Source organism: Amycolatopsis sp. NPDC114484, from assembly GCF_055633755.1.
Genome location: NZ_JBVKDQ010000015.1, coordinates 96,292 through 120,897 on the forward strand (window position 1 = coordinate 96,292; position 24,606 = coordinate 120,897).

Sequence of the window (24,606 nt, forward strand, 5' to 3'; positions counted from 1 at the left end):
GGACACTTTTGGATCGATCGTTCCGCATATCCGCCGATCCGTGCGTAGCATTTCTGGCATGGTCGATCCAGAAGTGGTGGCGGGCCGGGCGAGGCTCGGCAGGCCGACGGTGTGGCTGCTGGCGGTGGTGTGCGGCTCGGCGGTGGCGAACATCTACTACGCGCAGCCGTTGCTGCCGGTCCTGTCCCGGGCGCTGGGCGTTTCCGAGGCGGCGGGCGGCCTGGTGGTCACCGCTTCGCAGGTCGGTTACGCGCTTTCGCTGGCGCTGCTGGTGCCGTTGGGGGATGTGCGGGAGCGGCGCGGCCTGGTCAGCCTGTTGCTCGGCCTGACCGCCGTCGCGCTGCTGGCCGCGGCAGCGTCCCCGTCGCTCGGGCCGCTGCTGGCCGCGATCGCCGTCGTCGGGGTGACTTCCGCCGTCGCGCAGATCGTGGTGCCGATGGCCGCGTCGCTGGCCGGGGACCACGAGCGCGGTTCCGTGGTGGGCACGGTCATGAGCGGGCTGCTCATCGGGATCATGATCGCTCGCGTCGTGGCCGGGCTGCTCGCCGAGGCCGGCGGCTGGCAACTGGTGTTCGTCGTCGCGGCTGTGCTGATGGCGGTGCTCGCCGTGGTCCTGCGGCTGGTGCTGCGCCGGGTTCCGGCGCCGGAGCGGACGCCGTATCCGCGGCTGCTGCGGTCGGTCCTGCACCTGGTGCGCACCGAATCGTTGCTGCGCAGGCGAATGGGACTCGCCGCGGCGGGCATGGCCGCGTTCACCGTCCTGTGGACGGCGTCCTCGTTCCTGCTCGCCGATCCGCCGTACGACTACCGTCCGGCCGCCATCGGACTGTTCGGCCTCGCGGGGATCGCCGGGGCAGGCGCCGCCGTCGTCGCGGGACGGCTGGCGGACCGGGGCCGCGGACGGCAGGTCGGCACGGCCGGAGTGATCCTGCTCTTGCTCAGCTGGGGAATTCTCGCGCTCGCCGTCGTCGGCGGAGCCGTCGGCGCGGTCGCGCTGATCGTCGGGATCATGGCGGTCAATCTCGCTCAGCAGTCGCTGCTGATCAGCCACCAGAGCGCGATCTACCGCCGGGCCCCGCACGCCCGGAGCCGGGTCACGACGGCTCTGATGGTCGCTGCTTTCCTGGGCAGCGCAATCGCTTCCGCAGCGACCGCCGCGCTCTACCCGCTCGTCGGATGGCTCGGCGTCTGCGGGCTCGGCGCTGTCGTCGCGCTGGCCGGCATCGGGATCTGGGTTCTCGAACTCCGCCGTCCCAGCCCGTCCGATCCCTTGCACGCCGCAGCCCTCGTGGAGGAGCACAACCATGCCTGAGATCCGCGAGGTCGCCGTTCTCGACGACTATCAGGAAGCGGCGCACCGGCACGCCGACTGGAGCGCGTTGCCCGGCAGCGCCGAGCTGACCGTGTTCACCGGGCATCTCGGCGACGAGGCCGACGTGATCGCCGCGCTGGAACCGTTCGATGTCGTCGTGGCCATGCGCGAACGCACCGCGTTCCCGGCGGAGGTCCTCGCCAGGCTGCCGAAATTGCGCCTGCTGGTGACGACCGGTCCCGCCAACGCCGCCATCGACGTCGCCGCGGCCCGGCAACGGGGGATCGTCGTGTCCGGGACTCGCGGCGGCGGCTTGACCTCGACGGTCGAACTCACCTGGGGCCTGATCCACGCCCTCGCCCGGCACATTCCCGCCGAGGACCGGGGCGTCCGCGAGGGCGCCTGGCAACGGACCGTCGGACGCGATCTGCACGGCGCCCGCCTCGGCGTCATCGGGCTCGGCGGGGTCGGTGCGCCGGTGGCCCGGATCGGGCTGGCATTCGGCATGGATGTCGTCGGATGGAGCCCGCACCTCGATCCCGGGCATGCCCGCTCCCTCGGCGTTGTCCCCGTAGGCAAGGAAGAACTGCTCGCCACTTCTGCCGTCGTGACGGTCCATCTCAAGCTCTCGCCGAGCACCACCGGCCTGCTCGGCCGCGAGGAACTGGCACTCCTGCGTCCGGATGCCTTGCTGGTCAACACTTCTCGCGGCCCGGTGGTCGACGAGGCCGCCCTGCTCGACGCACTGCACGCCGGAACGATCGGCGGCGCGGGCCTGGACGTGTACTCCGCCGAACCGCTTCCGGCCGATTCGCCTTGGCGCGGCGCCCCGCGCACTGTGCTCACCCCGCACCTGGGCTATGTCACGGGAGGAACCTACGACATCTTTTACCGCGACGCGCTCGAAGCCGTCCTCTCCTACGCCGCCGGCACCCCGATCCGGCAACTCGACCACAAGAAAGGCACGTCCCCGGCATGACGCACGCGCAGCAGACCCCGGACCACCCGGCGGCCCGGATGCCCGGACTCTGGACCCGCACCGTCGGCGAACTCACCCTGAGCTACGTCCCCGACGCGGCCGTGGCGATGATCCCGACCCGGGTCTACCCGCTTTCGACCGAGGACGATTGGGAAAAGCCCCACACGACTCCGCGCGGCCACCTGGCCATGGGCTGCGGAGCCCTGCTCGTCGAACGCGGCCGGACCCGGCTGCTGATCGACGCGGGCCACGGACGCATCTCCGGCGAGGAAACCGCGCACTTCCAGGACTCGTTCCACCACGTGCGGAGCCTGCCGGAGGCGCTGGCCGAACTGGGCGTCGACCCGGCCGCGCTCGACACGGTCGCCTTCACCCACCTTCACGAGGACCACAGCGGCTGGGCACGGCCTGACGCGGTCGAGGGCGGGCGAAGCCTGTTCCCCCACGCCCGATGGGTGCTGGGAGAAGGCGAACCGGCGGTGCTGGCCGGCCACGACGAACGTGCCGCCGCGGTGTCCGACGGCGAGGAGATCGCCGACGGCGTGCGGGCGTGGTCGCTTCCCGGGCACACCGCCGGGCACACGGCCTGGATCCTCGACACCGGCGACGGCAGGGAGATCGTGGCCTTCGGCGACGCGATGCACTCGCCGGTCCAGGTCGAGCACCCGGACTGGGAGGTCGTCCTCGACGCCGACCGGGCGGCCGCCGAACGCTCGCGCCGCCAGCTCGTCGAGTACCTGGCCAAGGACGGCGTCTTCGGGTTCGGGGTGCATTTCGCCGATCAGCAACTGGGAACCGTCGACAGCTCCGGTCGCTGGCGTCCCTGGCGGGAGTGAACGTCAGCTGGCGTGCCGGGCGATCATTTCGTCGACCTCGTCGCCCGTCGCGGACTCCGCCACGAACGAACCCCGCGCCGCCAGGACGCCCTGCTCTCGCAGGCGTTCGGCGTGCTGGTCGTCGCGCACGCCCTCGGCGCCGATGCGCAGCCCCAGCTCCTTCGCCCGGGTGACCAGCTGCGACAGGTGCCGCACGTCGGTCTCGGCCGGATCGGGCCCGGCCAGTGCGTCGACGACCGGGCCGCTCAGGATGACGTGCTTGACCGGGAGCTGGTAGCGCGGGATGAGTTCCAGGTCGGACGATCCGGAGATGGTGAGCACGAGCTGCGCGCCGAGGTCGGCGAGCACGGTGAACGAGTCCAGCAGTTCGCCCTCGCCGTCGAACATCGACGCGCGGTCGGTGCACAGCCGCAGCGCTCGCGCGGGCAGGCGGTGCCGGTCGAGCTGGTTTTTGACCAGCAGCACCAGATCCGGGTCGGTGGCCAGCCGCTTCGGCAGCCGGATGCACACGTCCGGCGCGGCGGGGCCGTACTGCTCGCGCCAGCGCGCGGTCGCGCCGAGCGACTCCTGCAGCAGCCATTTGCCGAGCGGCACGGTCATCCCGGTGGTCTGCGCGAGCGGGTAGAACTCCTCGGGGCCGAGTTCGCCGCGTTCGGGGTGGCTCCAGAGCAGCCCGGCGTTCACCGCGGCGATCTCGTCCGGCTTCGCGAGTTTGACCGTCGGCTGGTAGATCAGCGAGAACTCGCCGTTCTCCAGCGCCCCGGCGATCACCGCGCCGAGCTGGTAGCGGTTGCGGTCGCGCGCGTCGAGCTGCGGATCGAACAGCATCCACTGCGCCTTGCCCGCCTCTTTGGCGCGGTGCAGCGCCAGTTCGGCCGCGCGCAGCAGATCGCCGTGGCTGCCTTCGTTCGCCGGGCGCACGACGATCCCGATGCTCGCGCTGACACCGATGCCGTGCCCTTCGACGTACACCGGTTCGCTGAGCTCCTCCAGCACCCGGTCGGCCAGCACGACCGTCTTCTGCGCGGTCAGCTCCGGGCCGCGCAGCAGCACCGCGAAGCCGTCGCCGGACAGCCGCGCGACGTAGCCCTCGTGCTGACCGTCGAACACCGACTTCAGCTTCCTCGAGATCGCCTTCAGCACCTGGTCGCCCATGCCGGCGCCGAGCCCGTCGTTGATCACCTTGAACCCGTCGATGTCCAGGTACAGCAAGGCGATCTCGGAGGAGCCGCCCGAGCCGAGCGCGAGTTCGAGCTGGGCGGTGAACGCGGCGCTGTTGGGCAGCCCGGTCAGCGAATCGTGCAGGTTCTGGTGGCGCAGCCGTTCGCCGAGCAGATGCACGTCGTCGTCATCGGCGGCCATGACCACCGGGAAGTACGTCCCGGGACGGTCGCCGGGCAGCGAGGTGATCGTGACGTTCGTGGTGAGCCCGCCGTCGCGGCTGTGGGCGAGGTGCACGGCGCGGACGGTCCGGCGGGCGTCGCCGGTGAGCGGCAGCCCGTCGAGCGCGGCGCGCAGCCGCTCGGCGTCCTGCGGACCGGCGGCGAGATCGGCGATGTGCTTGTCCCGCAACTCGATCACGGACGTGCCGAGCAGCCGGGCCAGCGCGGCGTTCGCCTCGACGACGGTCCCGTCCGGGCCGGTGAGCGCGATGCCGATCGGCGCGGAGGAGAAGAGCGCGGTGAACCGGCGCGTGGCGCCGGCGTCCTCGGGACGCTCGGCGACCTCTCCGGCGAAGTCGAGCAGGATCCGCTCCACCTCGGCGGGAGGGAGCGTTACTCCGTTGGTGTCGGTCAGCGCCGCCGCGTACTTGCGCGCGACGTCGACCAACCCTGGCGTGGCACCAGGCTCCGGCACTCTCCACCTCTTCATACGCGGACAAAGACCAGCTCAGGCCCGGTGCGGAGGATCCGAGGACCCACACTGGGTACGAGTCGGCCATAAGTGATGCCACGGCATCACGGACCAAACAGGGTGTCTACCGGCTGAACGAGTGATGGGCACTACACAACTGGTGACATCAAGTCACCTTGAGTACACGAAGGTGGCCTGTACTGTGGTTTTGTCTCCAGTTGTCGACCTTTCTGTCCCGCTCGGCGGCCGTCAACGATAGGCCAATCGGGCCGGGAGCCCGTCGGCGGGCACCGGAAGCGAGACGTAGTCCCATTTGGCGACGTAGTCCTCGGGCACCGACCAGCGGTGCGCCCGCAGCAGCTCGTGCATCAGCGCCTTGACTTCCAGGCCGCCGAACTGCAGTCCGACGCACTTGTGCGCGCCGCCGCCGAACGGCATCCACGCGAACCGGTGCGATTTGTCCTCGCGGCGGTCCGGGCCGAACCGCTCGGGGTCGAAGCGCAGCGGATCGGTCCAGTGCTCGGGGGAGTAGTGGTTCAGCGTCGGAGAAACCCCGACCAGCGTGCCTTCCGGCAGGTAGTGGCCGAGCACGGAAGTGTCCTTTGTGGTCTTTCGGGCCAGCGACGGCACCGGCGCGCGCAGCCGCAGCGCCTCCTTCATCACCAGGTCCAGCGTTTCGAGGCTTTCCAGTGCTTCGAGGTCCGGCAGGTCGTCGCCGAGGCGCAGCGACTCCTCGCGGGCGCGGTCCTGCCATTCCGGGTGTTTCGCGAGGTAGTAGGCCATCGCGCTGGCGGTGATGGTGGTCGTGTCGTGCGCGGCCATCATCAGGAAGATCATGTGGTTGACGATGTCGGCGTCGCTGAACCGGTCGCCGTCCTCGGAGGCCGCGTGGCAGAGCGCGGAGAACAGGTCGTCGCCGTCCGCGTCGCGCTTCGCCGCCAGGTTCTCGCCGAAATAGCGCTCCAGCGTCCGCCTGCCGCGCAAACCCGCGGCCCAGCGACCGCCGGGCACCGGATATCGCACCACGGCCGTACCGGCGCGCACAGCGGCCACGAACGCGCGGTTGATGCGCTCGGCGTCGGCGGTCGAGCGCATGCCCATGAAAACCTGCGTCGCGACGTCCAGTGTCAGCTGTTTGAACGCCCAGTACAGCTGGGGCCGGCCGGACGGCAGCGCGGCGACGCCCTCGCGCAGCGCCGGGCCCATCTGCGCGACGTAGCCGCGGAGCCGGTCGCGGGTGAACGCCTCCTGCATGATCCGCCGGTGCAGGTGGTGCTCGCCGAAATCGAGCAGCATGAGCCCGCGCTCGAAGAACCGCTCGATGAAGAACTTCCAGCCCTCCTGGGAAAACGCCTTGTCCTTGTTCACGAGCGCGGCCTGGGTGGCCTCAGGCCCGGACAGCGTCACGAGCCGCTGGCCGAACACGCCCATCCACGACACCGGGCCGTACTGCTCGAAGCGGCGCAGGCTGAAGTCGAGGCCGAACCGCATCCCGTCGAGCGTGTGGCCGATCAGCGGCGGCCCGTCGTCGCCGAGCACCGGTTTCAGCCCGCTGCCCGCGGGCGGCGCGGCGAGTTCGCGGACCGGCCAGCGTGCGCCGAGCCAGCGTTCGTCCACCTTGCGCGGCAACGGGATCGCGGTCAGCGGCGGCATCCGCCCGCGCAGGTTCTCCGAGAGCCGGGTGACGCCGTCGCTCCCGGCGTGCGCGACCCGCCCGAGCGCGCCGCGCGGCGCGGGGATTGCCGTCTTTCCGGTCACGTCCGCCATGGCGACCACCTCCCGGCCAGGGTATCGGCCGCCTCCACGGTCCCCTGTTATTGACGCTGTGACAATACTTGCGGGCGTGCCGTTCGGGTGATCCTCGGGCCGGTGCCGGGCGGCTGGCCGCGCCGCCCGGCACCGGTCAGGTCAGCGAGGGTCGGCGCGCAGTTCCCGGGCCGCGCCGACGAGATGCCGCAATGCCGGCTCGACCTCGGCGTAGCCACGGGTCTTGAGGCCGCAGTCCGGGTTGATCCACAGCCGCTCCGCCGGAACCGCGCCGAGCGCCGTGCGCACCAAACCAGCCACCTCGTCCCGGTCCGGCACGCGCGGCGAGTGGATGTCATACACCCCGGGCCCGACGCCGCGGCCGAAGCCCGCTTCGTTCAGATCGGCGAGCACCTCCATTTTCGAGCGGGCGGCCTCGATGCTCGTGACGTCGGCGTCGAGAGCGTCGATCGCGGGCAGCACGTCGCCGAACTCGGAGTAGCACATGTGCGTGTGGATCTGAGTGGTTTCCGCGACGCCGGACGTGGCCAGCCGGAAGGCGGGCACCGCCCAGTCGAAGTACGCCTCGCGGTCCGCCGCGCGCAGCGGAAGCAGTTCGCGCAACGCGGGTTCGTCCACCTGCACGATCCGGATCCCGGCCGCCTCCAGGTCCGCGACCTCGTCCCGGACGGCCAGCGCGACCTGGCGCGCGGTGTCGGCCAGCGGCTGGTCGTCGCGGACGAACGACCAGGCCAGGATCGTGACCGGGCCGGTCAGCATGCCCTTCACCGGCCGGTCGGTGCGGCTTTGCGCGTACTGGGCCCATTCGACGGTCATCGGCTTCGGCCGGGACACGTCGCCGAACAGGATCGGCGGGCGGACACAGCGGGATCCGTACGACTGGACCCAGCCGAGCGTCGTCGCCGCGAACCCGGTCAGCTGTTCGGCGAAGTACTGGACCATGTCGTTGCGCTCGGGTTCGCCGTGCACGAGGACGTCGAGACCGAGGTCTTCCTGCAGCCGCACGACGCGCTCGATCTCGGCGCGCATCGCGGTTCGGTAGCCGTTGTCGTCGAGCTTGCCCGCGCGGTGTGCGGCGCGGGCTCGACGGACTTCGCCGGTCTGCGGGAAGGAACCGATCGTGGTGGTCGGCAGTGGGGGCAGGTTCAGGGACTTCTGTTGGGCCGCAGCACGTTCGGCATATGGCGTGCGGACGATGTCTTGTGGTTGGAGAGCTGCGACGCGCGTTCGGACGTCGGCGTCGTTCAGCTCGGCGGCCCGGGCTCGGTCGGCGACGGCGGCCTGTGCCGGGCCGAGGTCGACGTTCTCGCCGTTTAGCGCTCGGCCGAGCAGGACGACCTCGTCTACCTTCTGCCGCGCGAAGGCGAGCCAGTTCTTCAGCCGTGGGGCGAGATTTGTCTCCGCTTCCACGTCGTAGGGCACGTGCAGCAGCGAGCAGGACGTCGATACGCTCACGTGCGCTGCAGTGTTCTTCAGCCGTGCTGCGCGGGCCAGTGCGACGTCCGGATCGGTTCGCCAGACGTTTCGGCCGTCCACGACTCCGGCGAGTACCTCCTTGTCTCGCAACGCTCCTTCCGTCGCGACTTTGTCCACAAAGGATGCATCGGTTACGAGATCGACGGCTACCGCTTCGATGGGGGAGCGAGCCAGTACGCCCAGTGCTCGGCCGAGTCCGCCGAAGTATCCGGCCACGAGGAGCTTCGGCCGGTGCTTTTCCTTGGCTAGCAAGTGATATGCGCGAGTGAGTGCGTTGAGCTCCGGAGTCGTCCGGTCGGCGGCGAACGCTGGTTCGTCCAGTTGTACCCATTCGACGCCCTCGTCGGCCAGCTTGCCCAGCAACTCGGTGTACGCGGGCAGCAATTCGTCGAGGAGTTCCAGCGGACTGAATCCGGGCTCGGTCGCCTTGGCCAGCAAGAGGAAGGTGACCGGTCCGACGAGCACCGGACGCGGCGTGATCCCGAGCGCGCGAGCCTCGCGCACCTCGTCGATCGGTGCGGTGCCGGTGAGTGCGAATCGGGAGTCCGGGCCCAGTTCCGGGACTAGGTAGTGGTAGTTGGTGTCGAACCACTTCGTCATTTCGAGCGCTGGGGCGTCCGGGACTCCGCGTGCGGCGGCGAAGTAGGTGTCCAGCGGGGACATGCCTAGCCGGGTGAAGCGTTCCGGCAGTGCGCCGAACAGTGCGGCGGTGTCCAGTACTTGGTCGTAGAGGGAGAAAGTGCTGGACGGGATTGAGTCCAGGCCTTGGTCGTGGAGGGTGGTCCAGGTCTGCTCGCGCAGCCGTCGACCGGTGGCCAGTAGTTCTTGTTCGGTGCTCTTGCTTGCCCAGTAGGACTCCAGCGCCCGTTTCAGTTCTCGGGCTGGGCCGATTCGCGGGTAGCCAAGAACGGTGGTGCCGAGGGGGTTCACAGCATGCATCCTCACGTGCTCGCCGGAAGAGTCCGGGCACGCGGAAAGCCGTGCTTCGGTCGGTGCCCTGTCCCGCGAGGCCCGGACTCACGCACGCCGTCGGCGTGCGTGCCATTGGCAGGTATTCGGACTCGTGGGCGGGTCGCTCGTGCCTACCGGCTGTCGCTTCCCGGGCGGGGTGCCCAGTGCTTTACCGCTTTCGCGGTGACAGCTTTCGTTCCCACATACCGCTGCGGGGCAGTCCCGGAATCGCACCGGGTTCCCTGTTGCCTCGCCGGGACGCGGCTGCGTCCTGGCGAACCAGTGGCGGGGGAGAGTTTAGCGGGTTTGGTGCGAGGTGGGGGTGTTTTGGAGGGTGGGAGTTGGCTCGTCGCCTGGCGGCGACGTTGCTCCTCGTTGTTGCGTGGGGGCACCCCGAAGCTTGATTGTGCTGACGGTCTGGGGTTGCTTGTCAAGGCGGGAAAGATGCCTTGACAAGCAACCCCAGACCGCAGGGAGGCTTCGTATCGGGGTGCGGGGTGGGGGCTGGCTGCACGGTGCTGTGGGTTGCTGGGCTGGTGTTTTTGCCGGGGTAGACGAACTCGGCCACGCCTTGGCAGGCGTGGCCGAGTTTCAGGGGGTGCCTCGGGGGTGGATCAGTCCCAGTCTAGTGCGCCGCCGGACTGGTATTCGATGACGCGGGTTTCGAAGAAGTTCTTTTCCTTCTTCAGGTCCATCGCCTCCGACATCCACGGGAACGGGTTCTCGTTCTCGCCGTAGATCGGGGACAGTCCGATCTGCTGTGCGCGCCGGTCGGTGATGAAGTGCATGTACTGCTCGCACAGGTCCGCCGACAGGCCGAGCATGCCGCGCGGCATGGTGTCGCGGGCGTACTTGACTTCCAGTTCGCACGCGTCCTGCAGCATTCCTCGCACCTCGGCCTGAAACTCTTCAGTCCACAGGTGCGGGTTCTCGATCTTGATCTGGTTGATGCAGTCGATGCCGAAGTTCAGGTGGATCGACTCGTCGCGCAGGATGTACTGGTACTGCTCGGCGATGCCGACCATCTTGTTCCGCCGGCCCAGCGACAGGATCTGCGCGAAACCGGTGTAGAACCACATGCCCTCGAAGATCACGTAGAACGCCACGAGATCGCGCAGGAACGCCCGGTCCGCTTCCGGTGTGCCGGTCTCGAAGTCCGGGTTTTCCAGGTTCTGCGTGTACTTCAGCGCCCACGCGTCCTTGTCCGAAATGGACGGGACCTCGCGGTACATGTTGAACAGCTCGCCCTCGACCAGGCCGAGGCTTTCGCAGATGTACTGGAAGGTGTGCGTGTGGACGGCCTCCTCGAAGGCCTGGCGCAGCAGGTACTGGCGGCACTCCGGGTTGGTGATCTGCCGGTACACCGCGAGCACGATGTTGTTGGCCACCAAGGACTCCGCCGTGGCGAAGAAGCCGAGGTTGCGCTTGAGCATCTGCCGCTCGTCCTCGGTGAGGCCGTCCGGCGACTTCCACAGCGCGATGTCGGCCTGCATCGCGACCTCGGTCGGCATCCAGTGGTTGTTGCACGCCGCGAGGTACTTGTCCCACGCCCACCGGTACTTCATCGGCAGCAGCTGGTTGACGTCGGCGCGCGCGTTGATCATCCGCTTGTCGTCGACGTTGATCCGGGCCGCGCCGACCTCGATCTCGCCGAGGCCGGTCGCGTCCGTCGTTTCCACGTTCGTCATGGTTCAGGGATTCCTTACTGGCAGGCTTCGCAGTCGGGGTCGTCGATCCGGCAGGCGGCGCCCTCGGTGGCGACGAAGTCGACGTCGGTCTTCGGCATCTCCTTCGGCTCCGCCGGGACCGCCGCGGCGGGCGACGGCGACGGCGCGGGGGAGGCGGCCGGAACCGCGGCGGACGGCGAGGGCGACGGCGCCGCGGAAGGCGCGGCGGCCGGGGCAGCGGCAGCCGGAGCGGCCGGGGCCGGGGTGGCGGAGACGGCGTTCAGCTTGCCGTCGGTGCCGCGCAGGGTGCTTTTCTCCACGTGCGTCGCGGACTGCGCCCGCAGGTAGTACGTGGTCTTGAGACCCTTGTGCCAGGCGTAGCGGTACAGCTCGTCGAGCTTGCGCCCGCTCGGAGCCGCGATGTACAGGTTCAGCGACTGCGCCTGGTCGATCCACTTCTGCCGCACCGAACCGGCGTCCACGATCCACTTCGACTCGATCTCGAAGGCGGTCGCGTACAGCGCCTTGAGGTCGTCCGGCACGCGGTCGATCTGGCCGAGGCTGCCGTCGAAGTACTTCAGGTCGCTGACCATGACCTCGTCCCACAGGCCGCGCGCCTTCAGGCTCTTGACCAGGTGCGGGTTCACAACCGTGAAGTCGCCGGACATGTTCGACTTGACGTACAGGTTCTGGAACAGCGGCTCGATCGATTGGCCGACGCCGGAGATGTTGGAGATCGTCGCGGTCGGCGCGATCGCCATCACGTTCGAGTTGCGCATGCCGACGGTCTTGACGCGCTCGCGCAGCGGGGCCCAGTCCAGCGTCGTGGAGGTGTCCACGTCGAGGCCGTCGCCCTGGCGGGCGTCGATCAGCAGCTGCATCGAGTCGATCGGCAGGATTCCCTTGCTCCACAAGGAACCCTCGAACGTCTGGTACTGGCCGCGCTCCTGCGCGAGGTCGGTCGAGGCCGAGATCGCGTAGTAGGAGAGGTGCTCCATCGAGACGTCGGCGAACTTCACCGCTTCCTTCGACGCGAACGGCACGCCCAGTTCGAACAGCGCGTCCTGGAAGCCCATGATGCCCAGGCCGACCGGACGGTGGCGCAGGTTGGAACGGCGCGCCTCCGGGATCGTGTAGAAGTTGATGTCGATCACGTTGTCGAGCATGCGAACCGCGGTGCGCACGGTCTTCTCGAGCCGCTCGGTGTCCAGCCCGGAAGGCGTGACGTGCTTGAGCAGGTTCACCGAGCCGAGGTTGCAGACCGCGACCTCTTCGGTGTTCGTGTTCAGCGTGATCTCGGTGCACAGGTTCGACGAGTGCACGACGCCCACGTGCTGCTGCGGCGAACGCAGGTTGCACGGGTCCTTGAAGGTGATCCACGGGTGGCCGGTCTCGAACAGCATGGTCAGCATCCGCCGCCACAGCTCGACCGCGCGGACCTTGCGGAACACCTTGATCTCGCCGCGCGCGGCGGCCGCCTCGTACTCGCGGTAGCGCTGCGCGAACGCGTTGCCGTAGAGGTCGTGCAGGTCCGGCGTCTCGTTCGGCGAGAACAGCGTCCACTCGGCGTTCGCCTCGACGCGGCGCAGGAACTCGTCCGGGACCCAGTTGGCGGTGTTCATGTCGTGCGTGCGCCGCCGGTCGTCGCCGGTGTTCTTGCGCAGGTCGAGGAATTCCTCGATGTCGACGTGCCAGGTCTCCAGGTAGGCGCAGGCCGCGCCCTTGCGCTTGCCGCCCTGGTTGACCGCGACCGCGGTGTCGTTGGCGATCTTCAGGAACGGCACGACGCCCTGGGACTGGCCGTTGGTGCCCTTGATGTGCGCGCCGAGGCCGCGGACCGGGGTCCAGTCGTTGCCGAGGCCGCCGGAGTACTTGGCCAGCAGCGCGTTGTTCTTGTACGCCTGGAAGATCGAGTCCAGGTCGTCGTCCACCGTGGTCAGGAAGCAGGACGACAGCTGGGCGCGGTTGGTGCCGCTGTTGAACAGCGTCGGGGTGGACGCCATGAAGTGGAACGTCGACAGCAGCTCGTAGAACTCGATGGCGCGGGCTTCGCGGTTGTCCTCGCGGATCGCCAGGCCCATCGCGACGCGCATGAAGAACGCCTGCGGCAGCTCGAACCGCACGCCGTTGTGGTGCTGGAAGTACCGGTCGTACAGCGTCTGCAGGCCGAGGAAGCCGAAGTCGAGGTCGCGCTCGGCGTGAATAGCGGCGGTGATCTTGTCCAGGTCGAAGCCCAGCAACTCGCCGTCGACCAGTTCCAGTTCGACCGCGCGGCGCAGGTAGGCGCGGAAGTACGCGGGATACTCGCCCGCCATCTCGTCCTGGCTGGCCTGGCGCGGGGTGCCGGCGAGGTAGCTCAGCGCTTCGCCGCGCAGTTTGTCCAGCAGCAGCCGGGCGGACACGAACGAGTAGTTCGGCTCCTGCTCGACGAGCACGCGCGCGGCCATGATCTGCGCGAGCGCCAGTTCGTCGGCGGTGATGCCGTCGTAGAGGTTGCGCTTGGCCTCGGCCAGCACCGGTTCGGCGGAGACGTCCTCAAGCCCGGCGACAGCCTCGCCGACGACGTGCGAGACGCGCGCCCAGTCGAGCGGACGCAGCGATCCGTCGGCGCCCTTGACGCTCAGCGCGACCTCGGCGTGCGCGGGCGCCGCGGCCTCGCGGGCCTTCTTGCGCTCGTCGCGGTAGAGGACGTAGGCGCGGGCGACCTTGTGGTGCTCGCCGCGCATCAGGGCGAGTTCGACCTGGTCCTGGATCTGCTCGATGTGCAGCGGGGTCTCCGGGCCGGTGTGGCGCAGCAGAGCCGCCTCGACCTGCCCGGTCAGCTCCGCGACCACGTGGTGCACGCGGGAGGACGCGGCGGCGTCGCCGCCCTCGACCGCGAGGAAGGCCTTGGTCAGCGCCACCGAGATCTTGCCCGCGTCGAAGGGCGAGACGCTTCCGTCCCGCCGGATGACGCGGACCGCGCTCGGGGCCCCCTCCGCCGCCGACGGCGGCCGCTGACCGGTTTCCACTGACATGCGTGTCTCCAACAGTTCCTCGAAATGGGCGCGTTCGAGCGGCACACGGCCGATCAAGGCCATGCGCTGCGGTTTCGGCGAAACAGCCCGGCCGCCCTCCTCAAGCGGTCTCCCCGTCGCTGGGGGCTGCCGGTTCCCAGAGACTACATGTTGGGGTGGGGGCTCGCACGGGCCCCAAGGTATGGCGTGTCACTCTCACCCTGGCGGGTTATCCGATCACCGAGGGCAAGATCCGAAGCGGAGCTTCGTGGCGCCCAGTGCCGCACTGGCCACGGGCCGTTTCCCGGCCAGGAAGCCCAGCGGCCCGGCCGGATTGACCGACCAGTCCGCGGCCGCCGCGCGCGGTTTCGCGCGCCACTCGACCGGGGTACGCAGCGGGCTGCCGCCGCGGTCTTGCGCGATCTCGAAGCGTACCGGGAGGGTGATCGGGAGCCCGACGCGCGGGGTGAAGGCGGCGGTGGCGATCCAGTCGTCGGAGGTCGCGGCGGTGAAGGTGCGCCCGCCGGTGAAGGCGAAGGTTGCCAGTTCCTTCGGGATGCCCCACAGCTCGCGCCCGCCCACGCGCGAGATCTCGCTGTCGACCCAGATGCCGGTGATCGACGCGGCGAGCCCGCGACCGCGCACGGCGACGCAGGAGAGGAGTTCGTGGTAGCTCAGCTGGCCGGACGGCAGGTAGTCGATCCAGGCGGTGAAGACGGCGGCCTGGTCGCCCAGGAGCAGTGGTTCGGCTCCAGCGGGAAGCGCGGGCAGTTCGTCGACGGGGACCCGCCACATCGAGATGCGGGCGTCGGCGGCGAGGTGCCACGGTTCGGGCGGGTACTCGGTCATTCGCTCATCCATGGCAAGTACGGCGGCAGATCGCGGTCCACTCGCAACGGGAACTCGGGCGGGCGTTTCTGGAAGAAGGAAGCGATGCCTTCGACGGCGTCGGGGTTCGAGCCCAGTCGGGAGATGAGCTTCGAGTCCACCTGGTGGACGTCGAACGGCGACGGGGCCGAGGCCATCCGGTAGAGCAGCTGCCGGGTGACTGCCACCGCGACGGGGGCGGTCGTCTCGGCGATTTCCCGGGCCTTGGCTTGGGCCTGGCTCAGGACGTCGCCGGCGTCGTGGATCTGGTGGACGAGCCCGGACTGGAGCGCTTCGTCGGGTCCGAAGAGCCGTCCGCTGACCATCCAGTCGACGGCCGCGCCCATCCCGACGAGCCGGGGGAGGAACCACGCGGACGCGCCCTCGGGGTAGATCCCGCGGCGGGTGAAGACGAAGCCGAACTTGGAATCGGTCGAGGCGAACCGGTAGTCGCAGGAGAGCGTGATGGTGATCCCCGCGCCGACGGACGCCCCGCGCAACGCGGCGAGCACCGGTTTGTTCATGGTGAAGATCCGCTTCGACACCCGGCCCGCGGGTTCCTGCCAGTCGTCCGGCGGACGGTCGCCGAAGTCGAATCCGCCGGACGAGAGATCGGCCCCGACGGAGAAATCCCGGCCGGTGGTCCCGAGCACGACCGCACGGACGTCCTCGTCGCGATCGGCCCGGTCGAGGGCGTGGGCGAGTTCGTCGGCCATCCGGATCGTGTAGCCGTTGCGGGCTTCGGGCCGGTCGAGCAGGACGGTCGCGACCTTGGCGGCGACCTCGCAGGTGATCTCCGCATAGGAGTCCATGGGAGGACGGTAGGGCGCCGTGGCCTTATTTTCAATGCGTCAATAAGGCTTGGGCGGCCGCGGCTTGGGCATGCTCGGAGCATGCTGAAGCTGGGCACGGTGGTGCTGGGAGTCGAGGACATGGAGCGCGCGGTCGCGTTCTGGAGCGACGCGCTGGGGTACGCGCGGCGGGACGACGCGACGGATTTCGTGGTGCTGCTGCCTCCTGACGGCGCGGGGCCGGGGATGGCGTTCCAGCGGAGTTCGGTGCCGGTGCAGGAGGTGCCGCGGGTGCATCTGGACCTGTACGCGGGGGACGCCGCGGACCAGGAGGCGGAGGTTTCGCGGCTGGTGGGGCTGGGGGCGCGGCGGGTGGATTGGCCGCACTATCCGGAGGATCCGGATTTCGTGGTGCTGGCCGACCCGGAAGGCAACCGGTTCTGCGTGATCGACACCGCGCACGGCTGACCCGCTGTCCGTTAAGGGAACCCTGAGGGACTCTGATTCCGTCTGGGTTCCCCTCACGGACTTGGGGCCGGGGACAAAACAATCAGGCGCGCTTGATTTTTCCGGGGGCAGGGTCCACGCTGGGTCCCGCACGAGGTGGTGCGGCGGACGCAGGGAGGCGCAGGAATGGCTGATCTCGCGGGGATTCTCCGGGATCTCGCGGCCGAATCGCAGGCGGTCGACGACCTGGTCGCCGGGTTGCCCGCCGACGGGTGGGCGCGGCCGACGCCGGCGCCCGGCTGGAGCATCGCGCATCAGGTCGCGCATCTGGCGTGGACCGACGGCAAATCGCTGATCTCCGCGAGCCGGCCGGAGGACTGGCAGTCCGAGGTCGAAAACCTGTTGAGCATCGGCGAAAACTACGTCGACGCGGGTGCTGAGGAAGGTGCCCAGCTGCCGCCGGACGAGCTGCTGGCGCAGTGGCGCGCGGGACGGGCCGCGTTGGCCGAAGCGCTCGCCGCGGTGCCGGAGGGACAGAAGCTTCCGTGGTACGGCCCGCCGATGAGTGCGGCGTCCATGGCGTCCGCGCGGATGATGGAGACCTGGGCGCACGGCCAGGACATCGCCGACGCGCTCGGCGTCACGCGCGAGCCCACCGAACGGCTGTGGCACATCGCCCGGTTCGGCACGCGCACGCGCGATTTCGCGTACAAACTCCACTCGCTCGCGCCGCCGACCGAGGAATTCCGGGTCGAGCTGACCGCGCCGGACGGCGGCACGTGGGCGTTCGGCCCGGAGGACGCGGAGCAGCGGCTGACCGGCAGTGCGCTCGACTTCTGCCTGGTCGCGACGCAGCGGCGGCATCCGGCGGACACTGATCTGGTCGCGACCGGCGCGGACGTCGAGGAATGGCTGGGGATCGCGCAGGCGTTCGCCGGGCCGCCCGGGGCGGGGCGCGAGCCGGGGCAGTTCGCGTGAGCGCGCCGTTGCGCGTCGGGAACGCGTCCGGGTTCTACGGCGACCGGTTCTCCGCCGTGCGGGAAATGCTGACCGGCGGCCCGCTCGACGTACTGACCGGCGACTATCTCGCCGAGCTGACCATGCTCATCCTCGGCCGCGACCGGATGAAGGACCCGGCCCGCGGCTACGCCAAGACGTTCCTCCGGCAGATGGAGGAGAACCTCGGCCTGGCGAAGGACAAGGGCGTCCGGATCGTCGCGAACGCGGGCGGGCTCAACGCGGCCGGGCTCGCCGACGCGCTGCGGGAACTGGCCGCGAAGCTCGGTCTCGAGGTCCGCGTCGCGCACGTCGAGGGCGACGACCTGATCGCGCGTGCGGATGAGTTCGGGTTCGAGAAACCGTTGACTGCCAACGCTTATCTCGGCGCGTGGGGGATCGCGGAATGTCTCAAGGCCGGTGCGGACGTGGTGGTGACCGGTCGGGTCACGGACGCGTCGGTGATCGTCGGACCGGCGGCGGCGCACTTCGGCTGGGCCCGTGACGACTACGACGCGCTCGCCGGAGCGGTCGCGGCGGGCCATGTCATCGAATGCGGCGCACAGGCGACTGGCGGCAACTACTCGTTCTTCCGCGAACAGCCGATCGGCCTGCCGGGATTCCCGCTCGCGGAGATCCACGCGGACGGCTCCAGCGTGATCACGAAGCATCCGGAAACCGGTGGCGTGGTCAATACTGGAACTGTCACGGCGCAGCTGCTGTACGAGATCACCGGTGCGCGGTATGCGAATCCTGATGTGACGGCACGGTTCGACACACTGTCGCTGTCGGACGACGGGCCGGATCGGGTGCGGATCAGCGGGGTTCGCGGGGAAGCGCCGCCGCCGACGTTGAAGGTGTGCCTCAACCGGCTCGGCGGTTTCCGGAACGAGACGACGTTCGTCCTTACTGGACTGGACATCGAGGAGAAAGCCGCGCTGGTGCGGGAGCAGCTGGAAGGCGCGCTGGCGAAGCGTCCGCCGGCCGACGTCCGATGGACGCTCGCTCGCACCGATCACGCGGACGCCGACACTGAGGAACGCGCCAGCGCGTTGCTGCACGTCGCGGTGAAGGACAACGATCCGAAGATCGCCGGACGCGCGTTCAGCGGAGCGGCGATTGAGCTGGCGCTGGCGAGCTACCCGGGATTCCACGTCACCGCACCGCCTTCGGACGCGTCGCCGTTCGGGGTCTACTCAGCGGCCTTTGTGTCCGCTGGTGCCGTTCCGCATGTCGCGGTGCTGCCCGACGGGTCCAAGGTGGACATCGCGCCCGCTTCCGAGACTCTTGAACTGTCCGAAGTGGACGAACCAGCGCTGCCGGAACCGTTGCCGGTGGAGAAGGCACGGCGGGTTCCGCTGGGGCTCGTCGCCGGAGCGCGCAGCGGGGACAAGGGCGGCAACGCGAACCTCGGGGTGTGGGTGCGGTCCGAGGAAGCGTGGCGCTGGCTCGTGCATCGGCTGACTGTCGGGGAATTCCGCCGGTTGCTGCCGGAAACCGAAGGACTGCCGGTCACCCGGCATCTGCTGCCGAATCTGTGGGCGATGAACTTCGTGGTCGAGGGCATTCTCGGCGACGGCGTCGCTTCGCAGGCCAGGTTCGACCCCCAGGCGAAGGCGCTCGGCGAATGGCTTCGGGCGCGCGAACTCGACGTCCCGGAGGCGCTGCTGTGACCGTGGATCCGTTCCGGACGCCGGAACGCACCGAACTGCGCGCGACGGTGCGCAGGTTCGTGGAGAAGGACGTGCTGCCGCACCTGGACGACTGGGAGCGGGCCGGGGAACTGCCGCGCGAACTGCATCGCAAGGCGGGACAGCTGGGCCTGCTCGGAGTCGCGTTCCCCGAGTCCGCGGGCGGCGGCGACGGCAACTATCTCGACGCGCTCGTGGTCGCTGAGGAAATGCACTACGCGGGCGGGTCCGGCGGGCTGTTCGCGTCGCTGTTCACCTGTGGGATCGCGGTGCCGCACATCGCCGAGGCCGGCGACCCGGTGCAGATCGAACGCTGGGTGCGGCCGACTCTCGAAGGCGAGAAGATCGGCTCGCTGGCGGTCACCGAGCCGGACGGCGGTTCCGACGTCGCCGGGATCCGCACCACGGCGGTGCGCGAGGGCGACGAGTATGTGATCAACGGGGCCAAGACTTTTATCACCTCTGGCTGTCGTGCGGACTTCGTGACCACTGTGGTCCGAACCGGCGAAGCTGGCGCGCACGGCCTTTCGCTGATCGTGGTCGAGCGCGGGACGCCAGGGTTCACGGTGTCGCGCAAGCTGGAGAAGATGGGCTGGGCGGCTTCGGACACCGCAGAACTGTCTTATGTGGACGTTCGTGTTCCGGCGGAGAACTTGATCGGCGCGGAGAACAGCGGATTCGCGCAGGTGGCCACGCAGTTCGTGACCGAACGGCTCTCGCTGGCGGTGCAGGCGTATGCGCACGCGCAGCGGGCATTGGAGCTGACGGTGGACTGGTGCCGGATGCGCGAGACGTTCGGGCGTCCGCTGATCTCGCGGCAGCTGGTGCAGCACAAGCTCACCGAGATGGCCTGCAAGGTCGACGTCGCGCGGACGTATGCCCGGCAGGTCGCGATCCGGCACGTGTCCGGCGAAGAAGTGATCGCCGAGGCGTGTTTCGCGAAAAACACCGCGGTGCAGACCGCTGAATGGGTCGTGAACGAGGCGGTGCAGCTGCACGGCGGGCTCGGCTACATGCGCGAGTCCGAAGTGGAGCGGCACTACCGCGACGTCCGCATTCTCGGTATCGGCGGCGGCACCACCGAAATCCTGACCGGACTGGCCGCGAAGCGATTGGGATACACCGCATGACCACTATCAGGTCCACAGTGGACACCCGGGCCGAAGAGTTCGCCGCGAACCGCGAGGCGATGCTGGAGAAGCTCGCGGAGATCGACGCCGAGCAGGCCAAGGCGGTCGCCGGCGGCGGGGAAAAGTACGTCGAACGGCATCGCAAGCGCGGGAAACTGCTGGCGCGCGAGCGGATCGAACTGTTGCTGGACGAGGATTCGCCGTTCCTGGAGCTGTCGCCGCTGGCCGCGTGGGGCTCGGACTACAAGGTCGGCGCGAGCGTGATCACCGGGATCGGCGTCGTGGAGGGCGTCGAATGCCTGATTTCGGCCAGCGACCCGACGGTCAAGGGCGGCGCGAGCAACCCGTGGACGACGAAGAAATCGTTCCGGGCGGCGGACATCGCGGCGCAGAACCGGCTTCCGGTGATCAACCTGGTCGAGTCCGGCGGCGCTGATCTTCCTACGCAGAAGGAAATCTTCATCCCCGGCGGCCGGGTCTTCCGTGATCTGACGAGGTCCTCGGCGGCGAAGGTGCCGACTGTCGCGCTGGTGTTCGGCAACTCGACCGCGGGCGGTGCGTACCTGCCCGGCATGTCCGATTACGTCGTGATGGTGAAGGAACGCGCGAAGGTGTTCCTCGGCGGCCCGCCGCTGGTCAAGATGGCGACCGGCGAGGAATCCGACGACGAGTCCCTCGGCGGCGCGGAAATGCACGCGCGGACGTCCGGGCTCGCCGATTACCTCGCCGTGGACGAGGAGGACGCGATCCGCCTCGGCCGCAGCATCATCAAGCGGCTCAACTGGACCAAGCAGGGCCCGGTGGCCAAACCGGACTACGCCGAACCGGTGTTCGACGCCGAAGACCTGCTGGGCATCGTGCCCACCGACCTGAAGGTCCCCTTCGACCCGCGCGAGGTGATCGCGCGCGTCGTGGACGGTTCGGACTTCGACGAGTTCAAGCCGCTGTACGGGCCGAGCCTGGTCACCGGATGGGCGAGCATCCACGGCTATCCGGTGGGAATCCTGGCGAACGCCCAGGGCGTGCTGTTCGGCGAGGAATCGCAGAAGGCCGCGCAGTTCATCCAGCTGGCCAACCAGATCGACACGCCGCTGGTGTTCCTGCACAACACGACCGGCTACATGGTCGGCAAGGAATACGAGCAGAGCGGCATCATCAAGCACGGCGCATTGATGATCAACGCGGTGTCGAACTCGAAGGTGCCGCATCTGTCCGTCCTCATGGGAGCGTCCTACGGGGCCGGGCACTACGGAATGTGCGGCCGGGCCTACGATCCGCGGTTCCTGTTCGCCTGGCCGAGCGCGAAGTCCGCGGTGATGGGCCCGGCGCAGCTGGCCGGGGTGCTGTCCATTGTGGCCCGTGCCGCGGCGGCGAGCCGGGGCCAGGAGTACAGCGAGGAAAACGACGCCGCGATGCGCGCCATGGTGGAGAACCAGATCGAGGCGGAATCGATGCCGATGTTCCTCTCCGGCATGCTTTACGACGACGGCATCATCGACCCGCGCGACACCCGCACGGTGCTCGGGCTGAGCCTGTCGGCGATCCACAACGGACCAGTGAAGGGCGTCGAAGGCGGCTTCGGCGTCTTCCGGATGTGAGGGCCATGATCCAGAATCTGCTGGTCGCCAACCGGGGCGAAATCGCCCGCCGGGTGTTCCGCAGCTGCCGGGACGCCGGAATCGGCACGGTCGCGGTGTTCTCCGACGCGGACGCCGGTTCCCCGCACGCACGGGAAGCCGACGTCGCGGTCCGGCTGCCGGGCAACGCGCCGGGCGAGACGTATCTGCGCGGCGAACTGATCGTCAAAGCCGCGGCGGACGCCGGGGCCGACGCGGTCCATCCCGGGTACGGCTTCCTCTCCGAGAACGCCGGTTTCGCCCGCGCGGTGCTCGACGCTGGCCTGACCTGGATCGGCCCGCCACCGGCGGCGATCGAGACCATGGGCTCCAAGGTGGAGTCCAAACGGCTGATGGCCGCCGCCGGGGTGCCGGTGCTGTCCGAATTGGACCCGTCGTCGGTGACTGAGGCCGATCTTCCGTTGCTGGTGAAGGCTTCCGCCGGGGGCGGCGGTCGCGGCATGCGTGTCGTGCGTGCGTTGGACGAGTTGGCTGAAGCCGTGGAGAGCGCCCGCGCCGAAGCCGGGTCGGCTTTTGGTGATCCGACGGTGTTCTGCGAGCGCTACCTCGAGACCGGACGGCACATCGAGGTCCAGGTGCTCGCCGATACACACGGCACGGTCTGGGCGGTGGGGGAGCGGGAGTGCTCCATCCAGCGTCGGCACCAGAAGGTGGTCGAAGAAGCGCCGTCGCCCTTTGTGGACGATGCCATGCGGGCCGAACTGTTCGACGCGGCGCGCAAAGCCGCGCAGGCGATCGACTACGTCGGTGCGGGAACCGTCGAGTTCCTGGCCGGTCCGGACGGCCGGTTCTACTTCCTGGAGATGAACACGCGGCTTCAGGTCGAGCATCCGGTGACGGAGAACGTCACCGGACTGGATCTGGTCGCGCTGCAGCTTTCGGTGGCCGAGGGCGCTCGGTTGCCAGCCGAACCTCCTGCCGCCAACGGGCATTCGATCGAAGTCCGCCTCTACGCGGAAGATCCTTCGGCGGGATGGCAACCGCAGAGCGGGACGCTGCACACCTTCGAAGTGTCCGGTGTGGACCGAGAATTCACCCACGGAGCCGGGCTGCGCCTGGATTCCGGGGTGGAATCCGGGTCGGTCATCGGCGTCCACTACGACCCGATGCTGGCGAAAGTCATCACGTGGGCACCGACTCGGGCGGAAGCCGCGCGCCGCCTCGCCGGTGCCTTGGCCGGAGCGAAGATCCACGGCGTGGTGACCAACCGCGACCTGCTGGTCCGGATTCTTCGCCACGAGGCTTTCCTCGCCGGGGAAACGGATACCGCTTTCTTCGACCGGCATGGACTGGACACCTTGGCCGCGTCGCTGGCCACTGTGGACACCGAACGCTGGTCCGCGTTGGCCGCCGCGCTCGCCGATGCCGCCGAGAACCGGGCGTCCGCCACCACTCTGGGACGGCTGCCGAGTGGCTGGCGCAACGTCCGCTCCGCCGGTCAGCGCAAGGTGTTTGCCAAGGGAGACAGCCGTTACGAGGTCGTCTACTCGCTGACCCGCGACGGCCTGCGCGCCGAGGGCTACGACGATGCCGCCCTGGTCGCCGCTACGCCGGGCCAGGTGGTCCTCGACATCGCCGGGGTCCGCCGGACCTTCGAGGTGGCCCGGCGCGGTTCAGTGTCCTATGTGGATTCACCGCTGGGCGCGGTGGCGCTGACCGCCGAGCCGCGGTTCGCCGATCCCGATTCGGCACTGGCCGCGGGGTCGCTGCTCGCGCCGATGCCGGGCACCGTCGTGCGGCTCGCGGTGTCCGCCGGGGACAGCGTGCGGGCGGGCGATCCGTTGCTGTGGCTGGAAGCGATGAAGATGGAACACCGGATCTCGGCCCCGGCGGACGGCGTGGTCGCCGAACTGCCGGTCGAGGTCGGGCAACAGGTCGAGGTAGGCGCGGTGCTGGCTGTGGTGGGAGAGACCGAATGAACGCGATGAATTTCATTGAGCCCGAAGAGCGGCTGGCGCTGCGGAAGGCCGCGGCCGATCTGGCGGGCAAATACGGGCACGACTACTACGCGAAGAAGGCCCGCGCGGGCGAGAAGACCGACGAGCTGTGGGACGAGGCCGGACGGCTCGGCTACCTCGGCGTGAACCTGCCGGAGGAATACGGCGGCGGGGGAGCGGGGATCGCGGATCTCGCCGCGGTGCTGGAAGAATTCGCCGCCGCGGGCTCGCCGCTGCTGCTGATGGTGGTGTCGCCGGCGATCGTCGGGACGGTGCTTTCGCGCTTCGGCACGCCGGACCAGAAGAAGCAGTGGCTGCCCGGAATCGCGGACGGCAGCAAGAAAATCGTCTTCGCGATCACCGAACCGGACGCCGGATCCAACTCGCACAAGATCACGACGACCGCCCGCCGCGACGGCGGCGACTGGGTGCTGTCCGGTCGCAAGGTGTTCATCTCGGGAGTCGACGAGGCGGACGCGGTGCTCGTCGTCGGCCGCACCGAGGACGCGAAGACCGGCCGCCTGAAGCCGGCGCTGTTCGTGGTGCCGACGGACACGCCCGGGTTCGAGTTCACGAAGATCGACATGGACATCGTCGCGCCGGAAAACCAGTTCTCCCTGTTCCTGGACGACGTGCGCCTGCCCGCGGAAGCCCTGGTGGGCGAGGAGGACGCGGCGATCGCGCAGCTGTTCGCCGGCCTGAACCCGGAACGCATCATGGGCGCGTCGTTCTCGCTGGGAACCGCGAGGTACGCCCTGGACAAGGCGGTCGGGTACGCGAACGAGCGGCAGGTGTGGGGCGCGCCGATCGGGTCGCACCAGGGGCTCGCGCATCCGCTCGCGCAGGTGAAAATCGAGCTTGAGCTGGCGAAACTGATGACGCAGAAGGCCGCTTCGCTGTACGACGCGGGTGATGATTTCGCCTCCGGCGAGTCGGCGAATATGGCGAAGTACGCGGCGGCGGAGGTGGCGATCCGCGCGGTCGACCAGGCGGTGCAGACGCATGGTGGCAACGGCCTGGCGACCGAGTACGGCCTGGGGAGTTTGGTGACGGCCGTGCGGTTGGGCCGGATCGCGCCGGTGAGCCGGGAGATGGTGCTGAATTTCGTGGGGCAGCACAGCCTTGGGCTGCCGAAGTCGTACTGAGCAGTGGTGAAGTCATGAGGTGGGTCGGCGGTCGGGTGCCCGGCCGCGAGGTGCGGGCGAGGATCGTGCCGGTCAGCGCTGGGCCCGCTCGCGGCGAGCGCGGCCGGATCAATGCGATTCGGCCGCG

17 protein-coding genes and 1 riboswitch are annotated in these 24,606 nt (G+C 69.1%); of the genes, 10 read left to right on the forward strand and 7 right to left on the reverse strand.

The window, feature by feature from the left end; genetic code table 11:
* The first annotated feature begins 58 nt into the window (after positions 1-58).
* The 3 genes from ACZ7SW_RS31175 to ACZ7SW_RS31185 are packed head-to-tail and all read left to right on the forward strand — an operon-like array spanning position 59 to position 3,127.
* Positions 59-1,312: an MFS transporter gene (locus ACZ7SW_RS31175; protein WP_470233927.1), complete on the forward strand. Its 1,254-nt coding sequence runs from the start codon at positions 59-61 to the stop codon at positions 1,310-1,312.
* Complete coding sequence (locus ACZ7SW_RS31180) at positions 1,305-2,291, forward strand: D-2-hydroxyacid dehydrogenase family protein (protein WP_470233928.1); 987 nt, start codon at positions 1,305-1,307, stop codon at positions 2,289-2,291. Before ACZ7SW_RS31175 ends, ACZ7SW_RS31180 begins: the two co-directional genes overlap by 8 nt.
* A complete protein-coding gene (locus ACZ7SW_RS31185) occupies positions 2,288-3,127 on the forward strand; it encodes an MBL fold metallo-hydrolase (RefSeq protein ID WP_470233929.1) in 840 nt (279 codons plus the stop codon). The genes ACZ7SW_RS31180 and ACZ7SW_RS31185 overlap by 4 nt, the downstream gene beginning before the upstream one ends.
* 3 nt (positions 3,128-3,130) lie before the next feature.
* Here ACZ7SW_RS31185 and ACZ7SW_RS31190 read toward each other — a convergent pair whose 3' ends face one another.
* The 7 genes from ACZ7SW_RS31190 to ACZ7SW_RS31220 all read right to left on the reverse strand — a co-directional run bounded on the left by ACZ7SW_RS31190 (position 3,131) and on the right by ACZ7SW_RS31220 (position 15,517).
* Positions 3,131-4,984, reverse strand: coding sequence for a diguanylate cyclase domain-containing protein (locus ACZ7SW_RS31190; protein ID WP_470233930.1), 1,854 nt, complete (start codon positions 4,982-4,984; stop codon positions 3,131-3,133).
* 246 nt (positions 4,985-5,230) lie between these two features.
* The gene (locus ACZ7SW_RS31195) at positions 5,231-6,634 is read right to left on the reverse strand and encodes a cytochrome P450 (RefSeq protein ID WP_470234097.1); all 1,404 of its coding nucleotides are present in this window, start codon (positions 6,632-6,634) and stop codon (positions 5,231-5,233) included.
* Between the two features lie 255 nt (positions 6,635-6,889).
* A complete protein-coding gene (gene metE, locus ACZ7SW_RS31200) occupies positions 6,890-9,163 on the reverse strand; it encodes a 5-methyltetrahydropteroyltriglutamate--homocysteine S-methyltransferase (protein WP_470233931.1) in 2,274 nt (757 codons plus the stop codon).
* Between the two features lie 90 nt (positions 9,164-9,253).
* A riboswitch (cobalamin riboswitch) is annotated at positions 9,254-9,474 on the reverse strand.
* 315 nt (positions 9,475-9,789) lie between these two features.
* The gene (locus ACZ7SW_RS31205) at positions 9,790-10,863 is read right to left on the reverse strand and encodes a ribonucleotide-diphosphate reductase subunit beta (RefSeq protein ID WP_470233932.1); all 1,074 of its coding nucleotides are present in this window, start codon (positions 10,861-10,863) and stop codon (positions 9,790-9,792) included.
* Positions 10,864-10,877: 14 nt separating this feature from the next.
* Positions 10,878-13,859: a ribonucleoside-diphosphate reductase subunit alpha gene (locus ACZ7SW_RS31210; protein WP_470233933.1), complete on the reverse strand. Its 2,982-nt coding sequence runs from the start codon at positions 13,857-13,859 to the stop codon at positions 10,878-10,880.
* Between the two features lie 216 nt (positions 13,860-14,075).
* Entirely contained in the window at positions 14,076-14,687 is a 612-nt protein-coding gene (locus tag ACZ7SW_RS31215) for an acetoacetate decarboxylase family protein (RefSeq protein WP_470233934.1), read from the reverse strand.
* On the reverse strand, positions 14,684-15,517 hold the full coding sequence (locus tag ACZ7SW_RS31220; RefSeq protein ID WP_470233935.1) for an enoyl-CoA hydratase-related protein: 834 nt from the start codon (positions 15,515-15,517) through the stop codon (positions 14,684-14,686). The genes ACZ7SW_RS31215 and ACZ7SW_RS31220 overlap by 4 nt, the downstream gene beginning before the upstream one ends.
* An 81-nt stretch (positions 15,518-15,598) precedes the next feature.
* On the opposite strand from ACZ7SW_RS31220, the gene ACZ7SW_RS31225 reads away from it, so the two are divergent.
* The 7 genes from ACZ7SW_RS31225 (at position 15,599) to ACZ7SW_RS31255 (ending at position 24,479) form a co-directional block, all read left to right on the forward strand.
* The gene (locus ACZ7SW_RS31225; protein WP_470233936.1) at positions 15,599-15,964 is read left to right on the forward strand and encodes a VOC family protein; all 366 of its coding nucleotides are present in this window, start codon (positions 15,599-15,601) and stop codon (positions 15,962-15,964) included.
* 165 nt (positions 15,965-16,129) lie between these two features.
* The gene (locus tag ACZ7SW_RS31230; RefSeq protein WP_470233937.1) at positions 16,130-16,921 is read left to right on the forward strand and encodes a TIGR03084 family metal-binding protein; all 792 of its coding nucleotides are present in this window, start codon (positions 16,130-16,132) and stop codon (positions 16,919-16,921) included.
* Positions 16,918-18,612, forward strand: coding sequence for an acyclic terpene utilization AtuA family protein (locus ACZ7SW_RS31235; RefSeq protein ID WP_470233938.1), 1,695 nt, complete (start codon positions 16,918-16,920; stop codon positions 18,610-18,612). Before ACZ7SW_RS31230 ends, ACZ7SW_RS31235 begins: the two co-directional genes overlap by 4 nt.
* The gene (locus ACZ7SW_RS31240) at positions 18,567-19,760 is read left to right on the forward strand and encodes an acyl-CoA dehydrogenase family protein (RefSeq protein ID WP_470233939.1); all 1,194 of its coding nucleotides are present in this window, start codon (positions 18,567-18,569) and stop codon (positions 19,758-19,760) included. Before ACZ7SW_RS31235 ends, ACZ7SW_RS31240 begins: the two co-directional genes overlap by 46 nt.
* A complete protein-coding gene (locus tag ACZ7SW_RS31245; protein WP_470233940.1) occupies positions 19,757-21,358 on the forward strand; it encodes an acyl-CoA carboxylase subunit beta in 1,602 nt (533 codons plus the stop codon). The genes ACZ7SW_RS31240 and ACZ7SW_RS31245 overlap by 4 nt, the downstream gene beginning before the upstream one ends.
* Positions 21,359-21,363: 5 nt before the next feature.
* Positions 21,364-23,316, forward strand: a complete 1,953-nt coding sequence (locus ACZ7SW_RS31250; protein ID WP_470233941.1) for an acetyl/propionyl/methylcrotonyl-CoA carboxylase subunit alpha — start codon at positions 21,364-21,366, stop codon at positions 23,314-23,316.
* A complete protein-coding gene (locus ACZ7SW_RS31255; protein ID WP_470233942.1) occupies positions 23,313-24,479 on the forward strand; it encodes an acyl-CoA dehydrogenase family protein in 1,167 nt (388 codons plus the stop codon). The genes ACZ7SW_RS31250 and ACZ7SW_RS31255 overlap by 4 nt, the downstream gene beginning before the upstream one ends.
* Positions 24,480-24,606: the final 127 nt, after the last annotated feature.